General features: G+C 69.0%; 14 protein-coding genes. 6 read left to right on the top strand and 8 right to left on the bottom strand.

Annotated elements, in window-relative coordinates; all coding sequences use genetic code 11:
• Positions 1-123 precede the first annotated feature (123 nt).
• A complete protein-coding gene (locus AB4Y72_RS10485; RefSeq protein WP_441426099.1) occupies positions 124-597 on the top strand; it encodes a universal stress protein in 474 nt (157 codons plus the stop codon).
• 10 nt (positions 598-607) lie between these two features.
• A complete protein-coding gene (locus AB4Y72_RS10480; protein WP_441426098.1) occupies positions 608-1,303 on the top strand; it encodes an SRPBCC family protein in 696 nt (231 codons plus the stop codon).
• Positions 1,304-1,362: 59 nt separating this feature from the next.
• On the opposite strand, the gene AB4Y72_RS10475 is transcribed toward AB4Y72_RS10480, so the two are convergent.
• Both AB4Y72_RS10475 and mgtA read right to left on the bottom strand, forming a co-directional pair.
• Positions 1,363-2,727, bottom strand: coding sequence for a phosphoribosyltransferase family protein (locus tag AB4Y72_RS10475; RefSeq protein ID WP_441426097.1), 1,365 nt, complete (start codon positions 2,725-2,727; stop codon positions 1,363-1,365).
• Between the two features lie 118 nt (positions 2,728-2,845).
• Positions 2,846-5,581, bottom strand: a complete 2,736-nt coding sequence (mgtA, locus tag AB4Y72_RS10470; RefSeq protein WP_441426096.1) for a magnesium-translocating P-type ATPase — start codon at positions 5,579-5,581, stop codon at positions 2,846-2,848.
• Positions 5,582-5,827: 246 nt separating this feature from the next.
• On the opposite strand from mgtA, the gene AB4Y72_RS10465 reads away from it, so the two are divergent.
• Entirely contained in the window at positions 5,828-6,562 is a 735-nt protein-coding gene (locus AB4Y72_RS10465) for a GAF and ANTAR domain-containing protein (protein ID WP_441426095.1), read from the top strand.
• On the opposite strand, the gene AB4Y72_RS10460 is transcribed toward AB4Y72_RS10465, so the two are convergent.
• The 6 genes from AB4Y72_RS10460 to AB4Y72_RS10435 all read right to left on the bottom strand — a co-directional run bounded on the left by AB4Y72_RS10460 (position 6,559) and on the right by AB4Y72_RS10435 (position 13,260).
• Positions 6,559-8,637, bottom strand: coding sequence for a putative bifunctional diguanylate cyclase/phosphodiesterase (locus AB4Y72_RS10460; RefSeq protein WP_441426094.1), 2,079 nt, complete (start codon positions 8,635-8,637; stop codon positions 6,559-6,561). The genes AB4Y72_RS10465 and AB4Y72_RS10460 overlap by 4 nt on opposite strands.
• Before the next feature lie 170 nt (positions 8,638-8,807).
• The gene (locus tag AB4Y72_RS10455; RefSeq protein WP_441426093.1) at positions 8,808-9,629 is read right to left on the bottom strand and encodes an alpha/beta fold hydrolase; all 822 of its coding nucleotides are present in this window, start codon (positions 9,627-9,629) and stop codon (positions 8,808-8,810) included.
• The gene (gene glgX, locus AB4Y72_RS10450) at positions 9,626-11,680 is read right to left on the bottom strand and encodes a glycogen debranching protein GlgX (protein ID WP_441426092.1); all 2,055 of its coding nucleotides are present in this window, start codon (positions 11,678-11,680) and stop codon (positions 9,626-9,628) included. Before glgX ends, AB4Y72_RS10455 begins: the two co-directional genes overlap by 4 nt.
• Before the next feature lie 106 nt (positions 11,681-11,786).
• Positions 11,787-11,996: a hypothetical protein gene (locus AB4Y72_RS10445; RefSeq protein WP_441426091.1), complete on the bottom strand. Its 210-nt coding sequence runs from the start codon at positions 11,994-11,996 to the stop codon at positions 11,787-11,789.
• An 8-nt stretch (positions 11,997-12,004) separates the two neighbouring features.
• The gene (locus AB4Y72_RS10440; RefSeq protein WP_441426090.1) at positions 12,005-12,418 is read right to left on the bottom strand and encodes a VOC family protein; all 414 of its coding nucleotides are present in this window, start codon (positions 12,416-12,418) and stop codon (positions 12,005-12,007) included.
• 275 nt (positions 12,419-12,693) lie between these two features.
• The gene (locus AB4Y72_RS10435; RefSeq protein ID WP_441426218.1) at positions 12,694-13,260 is read right to left on the bottom strand and encodes a type 1 glutamine amidotransferase domain-containing protein; all 567 of its coding nucleotides are present in this window, start codon (positions 13,258-13,260) and stop codon (positions 12,694-12,696) included.
• Positions 13,261-13,469: 209 nt separating this feature from the next.
• On the opposite strand from AB4Y72_RS10435, the gene AB4Y72_RS10430 reads away from it, so the two are divergent.
• The 3 genes from AB4Y72_RS10430 to AB4Y72_RS10420 all read left to right on the top strand — a co-directional run bounded on the left by AB4Y72_RS10430 (position 13,470) and on the right by AB4Y72_RS10420 (position 16,795).
• Positions 13,470-15,344 carry a Na+/H+ antiporter gene (locus tag AB4Y72_RS10430; protein ID WP_441426089.1) on the top strand — a complete coding sequence of 625 codons (1,875 nt, stop codon included), beginning with the start codon at positions 13,470-13,472 and terminating at the stop codon, positions 15,342-15,344.
• A gap of 165 nt (positions 15,345-15,509) precedes the next feature.
• Positions 15,510-15,761 (top strand): DUF2630 family protein, encoded by a 252-nt coding sequence (locus AB4Y72_RS10425; protein ID WP_441426088.1) that lies wholly within the window; start codon positions 15,510-15,512, stop codon positions 15,759-15,761.
• 32 nt (positions 15,762-15,793) lie between these two features.
• On the top strand, positions 15,794-16,795 hold the full coding sequence (locus AB4Y72_RS10420; RefSeq protein WP_441426087.1) for a CapA family protein: 1,002 nt from the start codon (positions 15,794-15,796) through the stop codon (positions 16,793-16,795).
• The last annotated feature ends 218 nt before the right edge of the window (positions 16,796-17,013 follow it).

Genomic DNA, 17,013 nt, shown 5'->3' with positions numbered 1-17,013 from the left:
GGCCGGCGCCTGGTCCGGCACCGGCAGTCACTGTTCCACCCTAAGGGGAGGCCCGCGCGGGGCCCAGCCCCGCGTGACTTTCGGCCCTAGGCAGGCCCGGGAGCAGGGGGAAGGCTGGGGAGCATGAACGGTGATCAGCGCATTGTCGTGGGCGTGGACGGTTCCGAGTTTTCGACGACGGCGCTCCGCCTCGCCGGGCGCATGTCCACGGGGCTGAACGTCCCTCTGGAGGTCATCACGTGCCTGGGCACGTCCGATTTCTTCCTTGCCTCCCATCTGCCGGAGGACAGCATGCCAACCACGACGCAGCTGGAGGAGACCGCCAAACGCCTCGTGGACCAAGCCTTGGAGCGCGCGTTTGGTGACTCGCGCCCGGAAGGGCTCACCCGCTCGGTCAAGTTCGGGCCGCCGGCCAAGGTCCTTATCGATGAAAGCCAGAACGCCGAAATGCTCGTGGTGGGCAGGCGCGGGAAGGGCGGTTTCCTCCATCAGGTCATGGGCTCGGTGAGCGGGGCCTGCGCGGCCCACGCCCACTGCCCGGTGGTGGTGGTCGGCGAGGGACCGGACGACCGTCAGGGCGCTCCGGCCGCCGGATGAGGTCCGTCGCGTGAACGGCCCGCACGTTCCGGAACGGATGCGCGGACCGCTCGCGGCACTCGTTGCGGCGGGGGCCGGGGCCGCGTACGTTCTGGCTGTCCGGCCGCGGCTCCTGCTCTGGGGCGCCACCACCCAGGAGGCTGCGGGGCCGCTCGCGGGGGACGAGTTCGTGCCCACCCCGCGCATGCAGAGCACCCGCGCCGTGACCATCGCGGCCCCGGTGTCAGGCGTCTGGCCGTGGCTTGTCCAGATGGGCGCCGGACGCGGCGGAATGTACTCCTACGACTGGCTCGAGAACGCCGCGGGCCTGGGCATCCACAGCGCAGACAGGATTCACCCCGAGCTGCAGCAGCTGAAGGTGGGCGACACCGTTGCGCTGTCCCCCGACGGCGGCCTGTCGGTCCGGCTTCTCCAATCCCCTACAGTGCTGGGCCTGGGCGGAACCATCGATTTGCGCACGCGGAGGATGTCGCCCGACGGCGTGCCTCCGGCCGGCCCCCGGGTGGAGGTCGGCTGGACGTTCGTGCTGCGCCCGGTGGGGAGCCATGCCAGCAGGCTCGTCTCACGCACCCGGTACGACTATTCACCCCTGGCCGCGGGGCTGGTCCTCCGCGCGCTTCTGGAACCGGCGCAGTTCCTGATGGAGCGGCGGATGCTGCTGGGCATCCGGAACAGGGCTGAAGGCCGCAAGACGCGCCGCATCTGACAGTTCAGACAGTTCAATTCAGACAGTTCAGTTCAGGCAGCTCAGACAGTGCAGGCAGTTCAGACGCCCGCAGCCCGCGGACTGGCCCCGTCCGGGAGCAGCATGTAATCGACAAACCAGTCCCGTGCGAGGATGGCCGCCGCAGCGAGCGTGCCGGGTTCTTCGAACAGGTGTGTCGCGCCCTGCACGACGGCGAGCTGGCTGGGGCTCCGCATCATGGCCTTGGCCTTGCGGTTGAGTTCCAGGACCTCGTAGTCCAGGCTCCCCACGATCAGGAGCGTGGGCGCAGTCACGGCGGAGAGCCGCGGGCCGGCGAGGTCGGGGCGCCCCCCACGCGACACGACGGCCGCGATCCGCGCCGAGGGCTCGGACGCCGCCCACAGCGCCGCTCCAGCGCCCGTGCTGGCACCGAAGTAGCCGACAGCGCACGAGGCCGTGTCCACCCGGGTGGCTAGCCAGTCCGTTGCCGAGGACAACCTGCGGGCCAGGAGTTCGATGTCGAAGACGTTGGCGCGTTGGCGTTCCTCCGCGGGCGTCAGGAGATCCAGCAGCAGCGTCCCCAGGCCGGCCTGCTGCAGGACCCCGGCCACGTAGCGGTTCCGGGGGCTGTGGCGGCTACTGCCGCTGCCGTGGGCGAACAGCACCACGGCCCGGGCCGGGACCGGGAGGTGGAGCTGGCCCTGGAGCCGCACCCCGCGGGACGGGATTTCCACTTCCTCGTCGACGTCGGCGGCGCTCCCGGCGCGGGTCCCCGGCGCGGTCCGGTATGGCTGCGGCGCAGTTTCCAGCCGTTTGGCCGCGAGATCGAGCAGCCGCACCACCTCGTCGTCGTCGGTGGGCGAGAAGTCCCGGTAATGGTAGCCGACGGCGGTGAACTGGCGGGGGGTCGCCAGGCAGACCACCTCATCCGGTTCGGCCAGGGTCGCAAGCGTGTCCGCCGGGGCGACCGGAACGGCCAGAATCACCCGGGCCGCGCCCAGCTTGCGGGCGATGCGGCAGGCGACGCGGGCCGTGGAGCCGGTGGCGATCCCGTCGTCGACGATCACCGCGATGCGTCCGGTGAGGTCCTGCCGGCTCCGGCCCTTGCGGAACAGCACCACCCGGTTTTCCAGCACAGCGCGTTCGCGCTCTTCAACCGCCTGGAGTTCGGCCTCGCTGACCCGTGTATGCGCCAGGACCTGCTCGTCCAGGACCTTGGCTCCGCCCTCGCCGATCGCCCCCATGGCGAGTTCGGGCTGGTAGGGAAGCCCGAGTTTCCGCACCACGATCACGTCCAGGGGGGCGTCCAGTGCGGCGGCCACTTCAAAGGCGACCGGGACGCCGCCGCGCGGCAAGCCCAGGACCACAATGTCCTGGCCGCGCAGTTCCGCCAGACGCCGGCCGAGTTGCCTTCCGGCGTCGACCCTGTCTCCAAAAATGCTCATGGGCTATGGCTTTCCAGTCGAGACGTCGGCCATCGGCCCCATCAGTTCCTGTACTGCGGAACTGGCGTCCCGACGGGCCCTGCGGGACCGAAATGGACGACATGGCCGCTCAATCCAACTATCCGCCAGCGGCCTTAACCCGGTGAGGGCCTTTGTGCCCGGTTTTACGTCGGCGGCGCCAGCCCGGTCCGCGGTTGACGAGCAGGGGCCTTGCCGCGGGGACGCTGAAGCGTGCGGCCCGCCGCGCGATGTGGTGGCTGCGGCCGCGGCGCCGGACCGGGGCGGCCCTGGGCGGGAGGGGCTGTTGCGCGGCGCGGGCGTAGAACCAGACCTTGGCCAGTTCCACCAGCACCAGGTACACCGCAGCCATCCCGAGCAGGGCGAGGAAGAACGGGACCGGAAGCGGATCGAAACCCAGCACGCCGGCCAGGGGCGAGAAGGGCAGGTAGACCCCGAGGGCCACCACGCCCAGGGAAGCGCCGATGAGTCCCGCCGACGGCCTGCTCCGGAAGAACGGGACGCGCCGGGTCCGGATGACAAAGATGATCAGCGTCTGCGTGACGATGGACTCGATGAACCAGCCGGCGCGGAATTCGCCGGGCACCGCGTCGAAGACAAACAGCATCAGGGCGAACGTTGCGAAGTCGAAGATGGAGCTGATGGGGCCGAACAGGAACATGAAGCGCCGGATGAAGCCGATGTCCCAGTGCGACGGGGCCACCAGCTGCTCCTTGTCCACCCGGTCCCCCGGGATGGCCAACTGGCCGGCGTCGTAGAGGAGGTTGTTCAGCAGGATCTGGCCCGGCAGCATGGGCAGGAAACTCAACAGCACCGAGGCAATGGCCGCGCTGAACATGTTGCCGAAGTTACTGGAGGTGCCCATCAGGACGTACTTGATGGTGTTGGCAAAGATCCGGCGGCCTTCCATGACACCCTCGGCCAGGACCCCCAGGTCCTTGTCGAGAAGCACGACGTCGGCGGCGTCCTTGGCGACGTCCGTGGCGCTGTCCACCGAGATGCCGATGTCCGCGGCGTGCAGCGCCAGGGCGTCGTTGACGCCGTCGCCCATAAACCCCACGGCGCCGCCGCTTTGGCGCAGCAGCCGGATGATCCGGGCTTTCTGCTCGGGCGAAACGCGGGCGAAGATGCTGGCCTCCCGCGCGGCGGCGGCCAGCTCGGGATCGGACATGGCCTCCACCGCGGCGCCGCTGAGCGTTCCGCCGGAGAGAACCCCGAGTTCGTCGCAGACCTTTTCGGCCACCCGGGCGTTGTCGCCGGTGGCGATCTTGACCATGATGCCGAGCGCCTCGAGCTGGTCCAGGGAGGCCCGGGCGTTGGCTTTGGGCCGGTCCAGAAAGATGAGGAACCCGGCCAGGACCAGGTCCTTTTCGTCAGCGGGCGTCAGGTCCTCCAGCCCGTCCGCGCGCCGGGTTCCGACCGCCACCACCCTGGATCCGGCGTCGAACTGCCGGTCCAGCACCGTCTGCACCTCCGCCGGCGTGCCCACGCAGAGGGCGAGGACGTCCTCCGGCGAGCCCTTCGTGATGATGCGGGCGGGCCCGCCGGCCTCACGCACCAGCACGCTGGTCCGGCGCCGCTGGTGGTCGAAGTCGATGACGTCCAGCCGTTCGTAGCGCTCCGGCCGGAACTCCGCGGCATCGGCTGATTCCCAGAGGGCGGCATCCAACGGGTTCAGGCCGACGGTCGAGCGCCTCGCCTCGGCGTAGTCGGCCTCCGTGGCAAGCAGACCGAGGGTCAGCAGTTCAGCCGGCGGGATGCCGGGGCTGGCGGGCAGCGCGGCGGTGAAACTGATCTTGCCTTCGGTCAGCGTCCCGGTCTTGTCCGTGACCAGAATGTCCATGTCGCCCAGGTCCTCGATGCAGACCAGGCGCTTGACGAGGACCTTCCGGCGGGCCAGCTGCCGGGTTCCCGTGGCCAGGCTGGTGCTGACCACCGCGGGCAGCAGCTGCGGGGTGATGCCGACGGCGATCGCCAGCGAGAACAGCAGCGATTCGATGACGGGCCGGTGCAGCAGCAGGTTCGCGACAAAGATCAGCGACGTCAGCCCGATGGCCACCTGCAACAGCAGGAAAGAGAAGCGTTTCAGGCCCAGCTGGAACTCGGTCTGCGGCTGCCGCTCGCCCAGGCCCAGCGCGATCCGGCCGAATTCCGCCCGCCCGCCGGTGGCGACCACCACTGAGGTGCAGCTGCCCGACTGGACCACGGTCCCCATGAAGACGCAGCTGCTCAGGTCCCCCAGCGGGGCATCCGGCGGGACCGGCGCAGGATCCTTGGCGGCCGGCAGCGATTCACCGGTCAGGATGCTTTCATCGCACAGCAGGTCTTTCGCCGCGAGCACCCGCATGTCAGCCGGCACGATCGCCCCGATCGCCAGGTGGACGACGTCGCCGGGCACCAGCGCGGTGACGTCGATTTCCCCCGGCGTCCCGTCGCGGACGACGACGGCGCGGTGCGTGACGCGCGAATGCAGGGCCTCAGCGGCACGTTCGGCCCGGAATTCGTTGCTGAACCCCAGGCCGACGCTGACCAGCAGGATCACGCCGATCACGATCGCGTTCGTGGCGTCCCCTAGGAAAAGCGAAAGCCCCGCGGTGATGAGCAACAGGATCAGGATGGGGCTGGCCAGCTGCCGGCCCAGGACCGACCACCCGCTGGCCATATGGGTCCGCACCGCGTTCGGCCCCACTTCCGCCAGGCGCCGGGCTGCTTCGGCACCGCTGAGTCCGTTCTCGCCGGAGCCCAGCTCTTCCAGCACGGCGGCCGCGGGCCGGCCCGCGGCGCGGGAGATCGGCAGAGGAGCGGACTGGGAGTCCTTGAGGTCGAGCTCTGGCATGCGGAATCCGTTCGTGACGATTCGTCTAAGCCACAGCCTACGTCCCGGGCAAATAGTTCAGGAGGCTTCGGGCCCGATCACCGGGTGGAGCCCGCGTGTCCGGATGGATATACTCTCCCGGTACGGTTTTGCAGCAAGCCGTTGGATTGTTCTTCGATCCGGCCGGCAGCTGCCGTATCCGCCACTTGCCGCGGTGGGAAGCGCCGCCGGGTCGTCTTGACCTGAGTGAAACGGCGCAACAGATAAGTGGCCAGCGAGTCAACCGCAAATTCAATAAATCAGCACCTGCAGGAACTGGTGCTCAGCAGCTCCGACGTCGAAGAGTTCCTTAGCGAGCTCGCCCGCATCTCGGCGCGCAGCCTGTCGGAGCCCGGCGACGAGATCCTGTGCGGCATCACGCTCCTGCGGCACAGGAAGGCGGCCACCGTCGCCAGCAGCAGCCTCGCCGCGCAGGCCATGGACGAAATCCAGTACGCCTACGGCGACGGCCCGTGCATGACGGCGTCCCGGGAGCAGGAAACCGTCCACATCGAGGACGTTGAACGCGACGGCCGCTGGCCCCAGTACGCGGCGACGGTCCGCGGGCACGGGGTCCGCTCCATCCTGGCGCTGCCGTTCCTGCTGGAAGGCGAAACCCGCGCCGCCTTGAACCTGTATTCGCACCGGCCGGGCCGGTTCGATCACCGCGCCACGGAACTGGCCCGTGATTTTGTCCACCAGACCTCCATGGCCCTGCGGCTTGCGGTCCGGTTCGCGCACAACAGCGATACAGCTGCCAACCTCATGGCCAGCCTGGAAACCCGGACCGGGATCGACGTCGCCGTCGGGATCATCATGGCGCAGAACCGCTGCAGCCAGGACGAGGCGTTCGAGCTCCTGAAGTCGGCCTCCAGCGCCCGGAACGTCAAGCTCCACGCGGTCGCGGCCGGCGTCGTTGAGGCGCTCGGGCAGGGCCCCACCCGGACGCACTTCGAGGTCTAACGCCCGGCGCGGATCTCCCGGACCAGCCAGTCAACAATCATTTGGCCGGCGCCGAAGCTGCTCTCGGCCCGGTGCTGCTGCTCGTGCCAGCGCCCGACGTCGGAGTTCACCGCGCCGCGGATGTCCAGATAGCCGGTCAGCGGGCAGTCGTGGACCGCGTGCGGATGGGGCGATCCCAGCCGCATGAACTTCCAGTGGAAGGCCAGCGCGCCCAGGCCGGTCTGGAGTTGCCGCCCGACGCCGGGTCCGGCGAAGTCCTCCATCCAGCCGGGCACCTCGGCCGCCGGCATCGGCCGGGCGAGATGGTAGCCCTGGCCGTATTGGGCACCGAGCACCGCCGCCGCCTCCGTCATGCCCAGGTCCTCCAGCCCCTCGGCGACCACCGTCATGTCAAAGTCCCGCCCGATCTGCACCAGGGTGGCGATCAGGCTCAACGTTTCCAGGGGGTTCGTCCGCAGGCCGGTGAGCATGTCCCTGTCGATCTTCACGGTGGTGAAGGGCAGCATCGAAAGGCGTTTCAGGCTGCTGTAGCCGGCGCCAAGGTCATCCATGGCCACTCCCACGCCCAGCGCGACCAGGCGATTGAGCGGACCGCTGAGCAGATCCCAGTCCGTCGTCTCGGTCTCCAGCAGTTCCAGCACCAGGCGTTGGGGCACGATCCCGTGCCGCAGCAGCGCCTGTTCGATGAACCGGGGGCACTCGGGGTCAAGCAGCGTCGAGGGCGCAATGTTGACGGAGACTTTGGCGGCGAGCCCCGCGCTGTCCCAGGTCGCGAGCTGGGCCAGCACCTGGTCCAGACCGGTCCGGAACAGCTGGTCCGTCTCTGCGGCGGCCAGATCCGAGAGAAACGCGGCCGGCGGCAGGTGGCTGCCGTCGTCGAGCTTTAGCCGGGCAAGGGCTTCAAAGAGATAGACGCCCCCGTTCAACAGATCCACCGCCGGCTGCATGAACATCTCCAGCCCGCCGCCGAACAGGCGCTCCTTGTACCGGGCCGCCGCGTCCGCTGCCGCCGCCGGCCCGGTATCCGCGGCACGGCCAGGTTCGGTTCCCGCCGCCTGCCGGCCCGGGGCCGGCACCGGCGAAGCACCGGCGCCGCCGGCGTCCGGACCAGCGCCGCCGGCCAGTTCCCACCAGCCGCCCTCCGCAGCGCCCCGCGACTTCGCGGCCCGCAGGGGCGCATCGGCCTGGCGCAGCAGTGCCTGCAGGGTGGTTCCGTCCCGCGGCGAGAGGACCACGCCCGCGCTCATGGCTATGGAGATGCCCTCTCCTCCCCCGTCGAACGGGGCATCAATGCTGCCGCCGAGCCGTTCGAACACGGCCGGCAGCGCGGCCTGCGCCCGGGCCTCGGGAAGGTCCTCGATCACCAGGACGAACTCGTCTCCGGCGATGCGTGCCAGGAATTCCCCTGGCTGGAGACGCGCCTGCATCCGCGCGGCCCAGCTTGTGAGGATCAGGTCGCCCGCCTCGTGTCCCAGCCGGTTGTTGATGTCTTTGAACCCGTCGAGGTCCACCAAGCCCACGGCCAGGTTGACCGGGGTGCCCGGGGTGCCCGGGTGGGTCTCGGCGACGCGCGAGAAGTGGGCGTCGAGGGCTCCCCGGTTGGGCAGCCCGGTCAGGGCATCGTGGGTTGCCTGGAAGCGGAGCTGCTCATGCAGGGCCATCCTCGCGTTGATGTCCCGCTGGACGCTCACGAAGTGGGTCACGCGGCCGGACTCGTCCCGCAGTGGCGTGATCTTGAGGGCGTTCCAGAACGGCGATCCGTCCTTGCGGTAGTTGAGGATATCGCCCTGGAATATTTCACCCCGGGCCAGGGCCGCACGGATTGCGGCCGCCGTCTCCGGCGCGGTGCCGGGGCCCTGGAGAATCCGGCAATTACTTCCGAGCACTTCAGCCTCGGAATAGCCGGTGATGGCGGTGAAGGACCGGCTGGCGTGCAGGATGTTCTGTGCTGCGTCGGTGATGAGGGAAATCTCGGACGTGGCCGCAAGCGCCCGCAGCAGCAGCTCCCGGGGGACGCCGTCGGCAACGTGCGGCAAGGCAGCCGGATCCACGTTTATCATCCCGCGAAAGGACATACAGACCACCTTGAGAAGTTCAGTCCGGGGACAGAGATTGATAAGTTCACTGACAGACTAACCGCGCGGGAGCTCCCGCGGCCCGAGGCCACGCCTGGCCCGGGGCGGGCCAGGGGCCCGCGGCGGACCCGCCGAGGGTCCGCCGCGGGAATGCCCCTGCCCCCCATCGTTTACGCCGGGTTCCCCGGCAGCACCTGACCGACCGCAGCGTTCAGGCCCGCGAAAGCCAGAATCGCGTCCCGCACTTCGACGGCCCGGTTGTGCTGCACGACGTGCCCGGTTCCCTGCACTTCCAGCAGTTCCCCCCGGCGCGCGAGCCCGGCCAGCCGGCGGCTCCAGCCCGCATTCGCCACGGGGTCGTTGGCTCCCCGCACCACGAGGACCGGCGCGGTGACACCAGTGATTTTCTGCTCCGTCGGGTACTCCATCATGACCCGCAGGGTTTTGATGTACCAGACGGGCCCGCACCTCAGGTAGTCGGTGAAGACGAGCGCGTTCGAGGAGGGGCTTTCGTAGAACAGGCAGTCCCGTCCCAGCGCCAGGGCCTGCTGCGCCACCGTGCGGCGTTGGGGGTCCACCACCGGTCCCATCAGCACCAGGTGGGGAATCCGGCCGGGCTCCTGGAGGGCTGCCTCGGTCGCGAACTGGGTACCCATCGAGTGGCCTACCAGAACGAATTCGCTCACGCCCAGCTGATCCATGGCGCCCAGGATGTAGCGGGCGTACTCGGCTACGGAGAGCGTGCGCCCGGGCCTGGGCGTGGCGCCGAAGCCCGGCAGATCAATGGAATAGGTGTCCATTGAGCCGGCCAGGAGCCGGTGCAGGCGGCGCAGGTAACGGTGTGAGGCGCCGATCCCGTGGATGAGCACGACGGCGGGCGCAGTCGGACCGCCGTCCCGGGTCCCGCCGTCCCGGGACGCGACTCCCCGGGACGCGAAAACGTGGCCGGTGTGGCCCGCCGCGTGGACCTCCATGCGGACGGGGCCGCTCATGCCGTGCGTGAGCGCAGCACGGTGACGGACCGGTCCCGCACAATCAGCGAGGTCACCGGGGCCTCCACGTGCTGCTCCGGGTCGGTGGAGAGCACGAGTTCCCATTCCTGCGCGGGGGCGGCCGGGACGGTGAACTCGACGCCGTTTCCGGCCGCGTTCAGCAGCACCGCGAATGCATCGGCGCCGTCGTGCTCCAGCACAAAGGCGATGGCGCGGTGGTCCGCCGTCCAGTCCTCGGCGGTGAAACCCTCGGCGTCCGCGCGGAGCACCCGGACGGTATCGGCGCCGCCGGCCTCGGGCGCGTGCCGGAACCAGGCCGGACGGAGCGCCGGGTTCCCACGGCGGAGGGCGATCAGCTCCGTCGTGAACTGCAGCAGCCCCTCATCGATCTTGTTCCAGTCAAACCAGGAGATCTCGTCATCCTGGCAGTAGGCGTTGTTGTTGCCGCCCTGGCTGCGACCGATCTCGTCGCCGCCGAGAATCATGGGCACGCCGGTGGACAACAGCAGCGTTGCGAGGAAGTTCCGGCGCTGGCGGTCACGCAGCTCGTTGACCGCGGCGTCGTCGGTGGGCCCTTCGACGCCGTGGCTGGCCGAGCGGTTGTCGCTCTCGCCGTCGTTGTTGTCCTCGCCGTTGGCCTCGTTGTGTTTCTCGTCGTAGGCCGTCAGGTCCGCCAGGGTGAAGCCGTCGTGGGCGGTGATGAAGTTGACGCTGGAGACCGGGGCCCGGCGGCTTCCCTCGTAGACATCGGGGCTGCCGAGGAAACGCTGGGCGAAGTCACCCAGGATGTTTTCGCCGCCGTGCCAGAACTCGCGGGCGTCGTCGCGGAACTTGCCGTTCCATTCGGACCAGTCGGCCGGGAACCCGCCCAGCTGGTAGCCGGCAGTGTCCCACGGTTCGGCGATCATCTTCACGGGGGCCAGTACCGGGTCCTGTTCAATCAGGGTCAGGAAAGCGCTGTGCAGTTCGGCACTGCCGTCCTGGCGGGTCAGCGTGGTGGCCAGGTCGAAGCGGAACCCGTCGACGTGCATCTCGGTCACCCAGTAGCGCAGCGAATCCATGATCAGCCCCAGGGCCGCCGGGTGTCCCACGTTGAGGCTGTTGCCGGTGCCCGTCGTGTCGAAGTAGGCGGACTCCTCGCCCTCCACCAGGCGGTAGTAGGCCCCGTTGTCGAGGCCCTTGAAGGAAAGCATCGGGCCCATGTGGTTGCCCTCGGCCGTGTGGTTGTAGACGACGTCGAGGATCACCTCGAGGCCGGCCGCATGGAGTGCCTTGACCATCGATTTGAACTCGGCGACCTGGCCGCCGCCGTCCCCCGCGGCGCTGTAGTCCCCGTGCGGGGCGAAGAAGCCGATGCTGTTGTAGCCCCAGTAGTTCCGCAGGCCCTTTTCTTCCAGGTGGCTGTCCTGGACGAATTGGTGCACCGGCAGCAGCTCGACGGCGGTGACGCCCAGATCGGTGAGGTGCTTGATGGCGGCCGGGTGGGCCAGGCCGGCGTAGGTGCCGCGGATCTCTTCCGGAACGTCCGGGTGCTGCTGCGTGAAGCCCTTGACGTGGACTTCGTAGACCACCGTGTCGGCCAGCGGGGTCCGCGGCCCGGCGTCGGGGGTGCCCTCGTCCCAGTCGAAGGCACGGTCCGTGACCACACAGCGCGGTACGGCCGGGGCGGAGTCGGTGGGGTCGAACTCGGCGGGATTGTTCAGATCGTGGGCGAAAACCGCCTGGCCCCAGTCGTAGCCGCCCTCAATGGCGGTGGCATGCGGGTCTAGGAGCAGCTTGTTGACGTTGTGGCGCAGCCCGGCGTCGGGGTTCCAGGCGCCGTCGACGCGCAGGCCGTAGCGGGTGCCCGCGGTGACGCCGGGAATGACGCCGTGGAAGACATGCCCGGTCCGCTCCGGAAGCGTGGTCCGGGTCTCCCGGCCGTCGTCGTCGAAGCTGCAGAACTCCACGGAGTCCGCGGTCTGCGAGTAAATGGCGACGTTGGCGCCGTCGTGGCGCAGGGTGACGCCCAGCGGGTACGGGAGGGAACGCGTGGCGGCTGCCGGGGTCATGAGGGCTCGTTTCTCTGCAGGATGGTCAGGCCATTCTAGTAAGCATGCTGACTAAATGGCTGACGCCATGCGGAACGCCGGAGCCGCCGCGTCTGGTTGCGGAGGGTCAGGTGTCCCGCTTGTCCCGCTCTTCGAACTCCTCATCCAGGTCGTAGTGCCGGAATTCCGTCTCCGGGTTCGGTTCCCCTTCGGCCACATACTCGTGGTCGAGCTGGCGCTGGACCTGGCTGTCGAGGACCTGCAGGTCCTTGTCCCCGACCTTGCTGAGGTCCTCAGGGAAATCATCATCCGGGGTGAGGTGCAGCTTCTCGGTCATGGCATTGCCTAGGCGACCTCGGGCCCGACGTTGACCAGCCAGTCCACGCCGAACTTGTCCTTGCACATGCCGAAGATGTCGCCCCAAGGCGCCCTGTCCAGCGGCATGGCGACGGTGCCGCCGTCGGCCAGTTTGTCGAAGTAGCCGCGGAGCTCAGCCTCGTCGGACCCGGTCAGGGACACGGAGAAGTTGTTGCCGGGGGTGTAGTCCATGCTGTTGGGCGTGTCGGCCCCCATGAGGACCAGGCCGGCGTCGGTCCGGAGCTGGCCGTGCATGATCTTGTCCTGCTCGGCCGGGTCCTCGCTGGCGTGGTACTCGGCGAACGTACTCATGGTCAGTTCTCCGCCGAACACCGACTGGTAAAACGTCATGGCGTCCTTCGCGTTGTCGCGGAAGCCGAGATAGGGATTGAGCGTGGTCATGTCCGGGACTCCTTGCTGCTGGGAGCGTCGGCCGGGGCGGCAGCGACGACCGTGCACATTACACGGCATATCCTGCCCCAAAACCGGCACCGTGGGTAGGTGCCCTGCACATGACCGCTTCGCCCACGGGCTCCTGCGCTCCTGCCCGGTTCCTGCCTGCGCTCCTGCCCGGTTGCTCGCGGCCGGGACCGGCGCCGGCCGCCGGAAAGGCCGGAAATCCGGGCGTCGCCGTGCCTGGGCGGCGGAGCAACCGGGAAGGAGCGCGGCCACAGGAGTCAGGCCGTCTGACCCGCGTGCTCGCCCTCGGCGATTTCCTCAAGGAGCTTGGCGTTGAAGGCCGGCAGGTCGTCCGGATTACGGCTCGTCACCAGGCCTTGGTCCACCACGACCTCCTGGTCGGTCCAGTTCGCGCCGGCGTTCTTGAGGTCCGTCTGGAGCGTGTAGTACGAGGTCAGGTTCCTGCCATTGACCACGCCCGCCTCGATCAGCAGCCACGGGCCGTGGCAGATGGACGCGACCGGCTTGTGCTGGTCGAAGAACGCCCGCGTGAAGGCCTGGGCATCCTTGTCCGCGCGGAGGTGGTCGGCGTTGACCACGCCGCCGGGGATGACCAGGGCATGGAAGTCGGCGGCATCGGCCTGCCCGACGGCGAGGTCGACGGCGAACGTCTGGCCCTTCTCGGTGCCGTCGTAGCCCTGCAGCTCCCCGCTCTTGGGCGAAACCAAGGTGGGTACTCCCCCGGCTTCCTTCACGGCGTCCCAGGGGCTGGTCAGCTCCACTTGCTCCACACCGTCCGTCAGCAGGAACGCGACTTTCTTGCCCGAAATATTGTGCTGTGAAATATGCTGCTGTGAAATATCGTGCTCTGACATGTGTCCTCCTCGTGCCGGGGCGCGGGGCCGGGCCGCGATTGTCCGCAACCGGCGTCCGCGCAAAGACTCACTTCGCTTGCAGTCCCAACTCTAGGAACCGGCAAAGTAATAAGCAAGCTGATCATTAGACGTGGCCGGACGCGCCAGTCGGGGGTCCGGCGAGCTGAGAGAATGGGCCAATGAAAGTTGCCTTCGGACTGCTGGCCCTGGTCGCCATTGTTTGCGCCGGCAGCGCGCTGGGCCGCAAGATCAACGTCTCGGTCCCCCTGCTGCTGGTGCTGGCCGGCGTCGTGTGTTCCTTCCTCCCGTTCGTCCCAACGGTCGAGCTGAACCCTGAGCTCGTGCTGATCGGGCTGCTGCCGCCGCTGCTCTACGCGGCGGCCCTGCAGACCTCGCTGTTCGATTTCGGCTCCAACCGCCGCGCCATCGGCCTGCTGTCGGTCGGCTACGTCATCTTCGGCACCGTCGCCATCGGCTTTGTGGTCGCCTGGCTGTTTCCCGAAATTCCCCTGGCGGCGGCGATGGCCCTGGGCGCCGTCGTCGCGCCGCCGGATGCCGTGGCCGCGACCGCCATTGCCCGCAAAGTGGGCATGCCCCGCAGGATTGTCACCATTCTGGAGGGCGAATCGCTGGTCAACGACGCCACGGCTCTGGTCTGCCTGCGTGCCGCGATCGCTGCCATCGCCGGAACCGTGTCCGCCGCGGCAATCGCCGGCGGCTTCCTGCTGGCGGCCGGCGGGGGCCTGGCCGTGGGCATTGCAGCGGCATACGTGCTCACCGGGCTCCGCAAGCGGATCCGCAACGTGGCCATCAACACCTCCACCTCCCTGGTCGCGCCGCTCGTGGCCTACCTCCCGGCGGAAGCAATCCATGCCTCCGGCGTCCTGGCCGTGGTGGTGACCGGGCTGATCATGGGGACCAAGGCGCCGTCCATGCCGAACGGCGCCGCACGGCTGAGCCAGCGCAGCAACTGGCACACGGTCCAGTTCCTGCTGGAGAATTCCGTCTTCCTCCTGATCGGGCTGCAGGTCCGGACCATTATCGACGGCGTCCAGGGTGACTCGTTGGGGCAGGGCCGGATCTGGATCGGCTGCGCCGTGGTGCTGCTGGCTGTACTGGTCCTGCGCCCGGTCTGGGTCTTCCCCGCAACGTACCTGCCGCGGCTCATTCCCGCGGTCCGGCGCAAGGATCCCTCGCCGCCCTGGCAGTTTGCCGCGATCGTGTCCTGGGCCGGCATGCGCGGCGTGGTCACGCTTGCCGCCGTCCTGGTCCTGCCGGAAGGGCTGGAGCACCGGTCCGTCCTGATCCTGATGGCCCTCGTGGTGGTGGGCGGCACCCTGACCCTGCAGGGCTTCACGCTCCCGGCCCTGGTCCGGCTGCTGCGGGTGAAGGGACCGGACCCGCGCGAGGACGCGCTCAACCAGGCCTCGCTGATGCAGCTGGCCACGGCCGCGGGGGTGCAGCGGCTGCAGGAACTGCGCTCCGACGCCGACCCGCCGGAAGTCGTGGCGATGCTGAAGCGGCGCACGCAGGAGCGCGGGCTGGCGGCGTGGGAGAAGCTGGGCCGCCCGTCTGCGGAGGCCGCCACCCCCAGCCAGCGCTACGCCCAGCTGCGGCTGGCGATGCTGGACGCCGAGCGCGCCAAGGTCCTCGAACTGCGGCGCGGCGGCGAATACGCCCACGAGGTCCTGGCCGGCGTCCTGGACCGCCTGGACGTTGAAGAGTCCATGCTGGATGCCTCGCTGGAGGAACCGGACGCGGGCGGCGGTGGCGGCGGCGAGGGAATCGCCCGGCCGGGCGGGGTGTGCCCGCATCTGGAGTCAGCCCCGGACCCGGCGGTCCCGGCGGGCGCCTTCTGCGCCGCGTGCGATCGGGAAGGAACGACGACGGTACACCTGCGGATGTGCGTGCACTGCGGCAACGTGGCCTGCTGCGATTCCTCGCCGGGCACCCACGCCTACAAGCACTTCCAGGCCACGGGCCACCCGGTGATGCGCAGCATTGAGCCGGACGAGGACTGGCGCTGGTGCTACGCGGACGAGCTCCTCGGCTAGGCCGGCGGCTCCGGGCTCCCCGTCCGTACGGCGGGCCCCGTCCGTACCGCGGGCGCGGAAGCGTGCCGCGGGCGTGCGCCAGAGAGGCCCTGTTCACGGACGATTGCCGTCCGTAGGCTGGGAAGGGACCTGCACCCCGCCGCCGTCGGACGAAAAGAGGACATCGTGGACAACCAAGACATCCTGGAGCGCATCAAGGCACTGGTGGAGGAAGAACATGTCCTCCGCGAAGGCCCGGCCCAGCCTGCCGCGGCCGGGACCGGGGCCCCGGACATCCTGAGGCTGCAACAGGTGGAACAACAGCTCGACCAGTGCTGGGACCTGCTCCGCCAGCGGCGCGCCAAGAGGGACTATGGCGAGAACCCGGACGAGGCGGAGGTGCGGCCGGTCAGCGAGGTGGAGGGCTACCAAAGCTAGCCTTCGACCGGGGCCTGACGGCCGCTAAGACCATGCAGATCGCGCTGTTGGGAGACGTCATGCTGGGCCGGCTCGTGAACCGGCACCTGGCAACGGCCAGTCCCGCCGATCCGTGGGGTGACACGCTGGAGCTCCTCGGGCGGGCCGATCTGCGCATCGCCAACCTCGAGTGCGTCCTGGCGTCCGGCGGGGTGCCCGAGCCCGGCAAGGTCTTCCACTTCCGCTCGGACCTGAAGAACGTGGCCAGCCTGCTCGCCGCCGGGATCGACGTCGTTTCGCTGGCCAACAACCACGTCCTGGATTTCGGCCAGGACGCGTTCCGGGAAATGCTCCCGGCCCTTGATTCCCACGGCATTCTGCATGCCGGGGCCGGCCCGGACCTGGACGCGGCCAGGCGGCCGGCCGTGCGGCGCGTGGGCGCCGCCGACGTCGGCGTCATTGCCTTCACGGACAACCAGCCCGACTGGGAGGCCGGCGACACGAACCCCGGTATCTACTACGTCCCGGTGGAGGAGGATGCCGCGGACGGCGCCCGGCGCGGCGCGGGGCTCCTCGAGCTGGTCCGGCGGACCAGGCCCGGCGTCCAGCTCCTCATTGTGTCGGCACATTGGGGCGGCAACTGGGGCTCCGGGGTCCCGGACCGGCATCGGAGCCTCGCCCGTGACCTCATCGAGGCCGGCGCCGACGTCGTGTTCGGCCACTCGCCGCACATCTTCCGCGGCGTCGGTATCCACCGGAGCCGCCCCATCATCTATGGCGCTGGAGACTTCGTTGACGACTACGCTGTGGACCCGGACGAGCGCAATGACCAGTCGTTTCTCTTCATGCTCGAAACCGACGGCAGCGAGCCCCGCACGTTGCGGCTGTACCCCACTGTCATCGCCGGTTTCCAGGCCCGCCTGGCCGGACGGTCAGCGCCCGACATTGCTGCCCGGATGCGGCGGCTGAGCATGCACCTGGGCACGTGGAGCGAGTGGAACGCGGCCGAACGATGCCTGGAGATTCCGCTGCAGCAGTCCGGAAGCCCAGGGTGAAGGCGGCCGGTCCCAAGAGGTTCCGTTTACATTCCCGAAACATGGCGGTCACGCGATCTTCACGCCGCCGCGATTCCTGTAACGTGCCCGCAACTTTTCGCCTCATTGCCGGAAACATGGCTCCGCGAGGATTAAGTCCGGATCGGGGGGCCGGCGGCGACGTGTCCCGGTTCGGATGAACGACGAGAAGGGACTCACCGGTGGAACTCACTGCTGGA

Origin of the sequence: Arthrobacter sp. YAF34 (genome assembly GCF_052113245.1) — a bacterium.
GTDB lineage: Bacteria > Actinomycetota > Actinomycetes > Actinomycetales > Micrococcaceae > Arthrobacter.
Note: the sequence above shows the minus strand (reverse complement) of the source record. Positions and strands in the feature narration are given on the sequence as shown.